This window comes from Paraburkholderia graminis C4D1M (genome assembly GCF_000172415.1).
Taxonomy (GTDB): domain Bacteria; phylum Pseudomonadota; class Gammaproteobacteria; order Burkholderiales; family Burkholderiaceae; genus Paraburkholderia; species Paraburkholderia graminis.
The window spans coordinates 1-3,105 of record NZ_ABLD01000065.1 but is presented as its reverse complement, the minus strand read 5'-3'; the positions used below and the strand labels follow the sequence as shown (position 1 = coordinate 3,105).

Annotated in this window: 2 protein-coding genes, 1 other RNA gene and 1 pseudogene; 1 reads left to right on the top strand and 3 read right to left on the bottom strand. The window is 66.1% G+C overall.

Features of this window, described 5'->3' with window-relative positions:
• Positions 1-231: 231 nt before the first annotated feature.
• Positions 232-654, top strand: coding sequence for an OsmC family protein (locus BGRAMDRAFT_RS33110; RefSeq protein ID WP_006053300.1), 423 nt, complete (start codon positions 232-234; stop codon positions 652-654).
• 87 nt (positions 655-741) lie between these two features.
• Here BGRAMDRAFT_RS33110 and rnpB read toward each other — a convergent pair.
• The 3 genes and pseudogenes from rnpB to pyrC all read right to left on the bottom strand — a co-directional run.
• An RNA gene (gene rnpB / locus BGRAMDRAFT_RS33370) (RNase P RNA component class A) lies at positions 742-1,155 on the bottom strand.
• A 21-nt stretch (positions 1,156-1,176) separates the two neighbouring features.
• Positions 1,177-2,046: pseudogene (locus BGRAMDRAFT_RS33105) on the bottom strand (DUF3025 domain-containing protein); the annotation flags it as partial.
• 82 nt (positions 2,047-2,128) lie between these two features.
• A partial coding sequence (gene pyrC / locus BGRAMDRAFT_RS33100; protein ID WP_044022088.1) for a dihydroorotase occupies positions 2,129-3,105 on the bottom strand: 977 nt, incomplete at its 5' end.

Sequence of the window (3,105 nt, the reverse complement as noted above, 5' to 3'; positions counted from 1 at the left end):
TTGTGGGGCTTGCAAATAAAGGCGTCCGCCGACTGCTCCGCCCTGAGTGAACGACGCGCTCTAGAGTAAAACCCCTAAACCCGCCTCGAACTCCACCCTGCCGCCGTCCATGCCGCGCTGCAACATACAAGCGGCGATTGCGCATAATTTCCCGCCGACGTCGCCTCGGGCGGACACCGAAACGCCGGGCTACAATGCCGTCTCGATAGTCGAAGCGCGGTGGAGCACAGCATGGAATGCAAAGTAAGCTGGATGGGGCAAGACGGGATGGCGTTCGCGGCCGAGACGGGCAGCGGCCACCTGGTCGCGATGGACGGCGCGCCCGAAGGCGGCGGCCGCAATCTCGCGCCGCGTCCGATGGAAATGGTCTTGCTCGGCACGGGCGGCTGCACGGCCTACGACGTCGTCATGATCCTGAAGAAAAGCCGTCAGGAAATCGCCGGCTGCTCGGTGACGCTGAAGGCCGAGCGCGCCAGCGAAGATCCGAAAGTGTTCACGAAGATTCACTTTCACTTCACTGTGACGGGCAAGAACCTGAACCCGGCGACCGTGGAGCGCGCGATCAACCTGTCGCACGACAAATATTGCTCGGCGTCGATCATGATCGCGAAGACGGCCGAACTGACCCACTCGTTCGATATCGTGCCGAGCTGAACCAGCGGAACTGAGTGCCGCGGCCCGCGGGCCGCATCAACGAAAAATGCCGGCGTCCCTAAAAGACGCCGGCATTTGTTTGTGTGGTGGCAAAGCAGGCCGATAAGCCGGATTCTGTGCACGCGCAACGTCCGAAGACGCGACGCGCGTGGCAGCCATTCCTCTAGGCGCGCCATTGCTGACGCGCTCAAGCTTCCTACCCGCAGACGAGACGGGGGCCCCGTCCTGCATCTCGAAGATGCGCGCCTGCCTACTTGGAATTGCTCCGGGTGGAGGTTACCGTGCCGGTCTGCCTTGCAGCAGCCGCGGTGCGCTCTTACCGCACCGTTTCACCCTTACCTGATCCCGGCTTGCGCCGGGCCATCGGCGGTTTGCTTTCTGTTGCCCTGTTCCGCGTGTCGCCACGGATGGCCGTTAGCCATCACCCTGCCCTGTGGAGTCCGGACTTTCCTCGCCCTCTTTGGCCGAAGCCGCCGAGGCCGCGACTGCCTGGCCTGCTTTGCTGGCGCCGATTTTAGCATCTGCGCGCCGGCCCGCGCGGAATACGGACGTGTCGTCATAGAAGGCCGGTGTCTCGTTTTCCGGCCACCAGCCGGGGATGCCCAGCACCGGAAGCGGCGCAAACATACGGCTCGTCAACGCTTCCGTATTCAGCAACGCGGCGCTGACCGCCTCGTCGAGCCACGCGTCGCGCGAAGCGGCGTCCCATTCGAAGTACGCTGGCGGCACGTCGACAATCCACGCGTGCCCGGTGCACGCCTTGAACGGCGCGATCAGCTTTTCGAGCAGCGCGTGGCCGAAGCAGCGCACCTCGCAACTCGCGCCCGATGCGCCCCATGCGTCGCGCCGCTGGAGCAACAGCGTGCGCCAGTCGAACTGACGCAGCGCAGCGCTCAAGCGCGGATCGGCGCAAGCAAACAGCAGCGCGTTTTCGTCGAAGAGCGTCAGTGCGTCACGCACGCCGCCGCGCGTCGGCCCGACGCCCAGCAAGTCGATGGCCGCCGACTGCCGCGCGTTCAGCGCCGCCTTGATGCGCGGAAACGCAAACCACATCGACGCGTTGAAGAAGTCGTGCAGATTGTGGCGCGTCGGCACGCAGCCGGTGGACGCAATGTGCGCCTCGTAGGCGGCGCCGGGCGGCAGCTCGTCCTGCGCGATGAACGCGAGCCGCTGGCCGCGGCCTGTCACTTGCCGCGCCTTCGACGCGTCGGCGTTCATTTCGGCAAGCAACGCGGCGTAGCTCGTGAGCGCGGCCCGCTGCCAGCGTTGGCCGCGCTCGGCGAACGGCGCGAACCAAGGCTTCGACCAGTCGATTGCGGCGAAGCCCGACCGCGCGCCTGGCGGGAGCGCTTCATTGCCGGTGCCGCGGCCTTCGTCGTGGCGCGCGCTCACGTCGAGTTGTACCGGTTCAGTCGTTTGCGGGCGCCGTTTCGCGCCTCGCCTCGGGCTCCGCCATCTCCGCGTCACCCACGCGTCAGATCAGGCGCCAGCCAATCGATTCACCGCCGCGCAGCGGCACGACCGGCGTATCGCCGACCGGCAACTCCGCCGGCAACGTCCATTCCTCGCGACGCAGCGTGACCTTGCCCGCGTTGCGCGGCAAACCGTAGAAATCCGCGCCGTAGAAGCTCGCGAAGCCTTCGAGCTTGTCGAGCGCGCCGGCTTTGTCGAAAGCCTCGGTGTACAACTCGAGCGCGTGCAGCGCCGTGTAGCAGCCCGCGCAGCCGCACGCGTGTTCCTTCAAACCCTTCGGATGCGGCGCGCTGTCCGTACCGAGGAAGAAGCGCGGATTGCCCGACGTCGCCGCTTCGACGAGCGCGAGCCGATGCGTCTCACGCTTGAGCACCGGCAGGCAGTAGTAATGCGGGCGAATGCCGCCCTGGAAAATCGCGTTGCGGTTGTAGAGCAGATGGTGCGCGGTAATCGTCGCGCCCAGCAGTTCCGGCGCGACGCCGGCTTCGCGGATGTAGTCGACGGCGTCCTTCGTGGTGATGTGCTCGAATACCACCTTCAGCGCCGGAAACTCGCGGCGCAGCGGCGTCATGACCCGGTCGATGAACACCTTCTCGCGGTCGAACAGATCGATCGACGAATCCGTCACTTCGCCGTGCACCAGCAGCGGCATGCCGGTTTCCTGCATCACTTCCAGCGTTTTCGCGCACTTCATGATGTCGGTCACGCCCGCGTCCGAGTTCGTCGTCGCGCCCGCCGGATAGAGCTTCACGCCGTGCACGAAGCCGCTTTCGCGCGCGCGGCGGATTTCATCGGGCGGCGTGTTGTCGGTCAGGTACAGCGTCATCAGCGGCTCGAACTGCGCGCCGGCCGGAATGGCGGCGACGATCCGCTCGCGGTAAGCCTGGGCCATCGCCGTCGTCGTGACCGGCGGCTTCAGGTTCGGCATGATGATCGCGCGGCCGAACTGGCGCGCGGTATCCGGCAGCACCGCCGCCA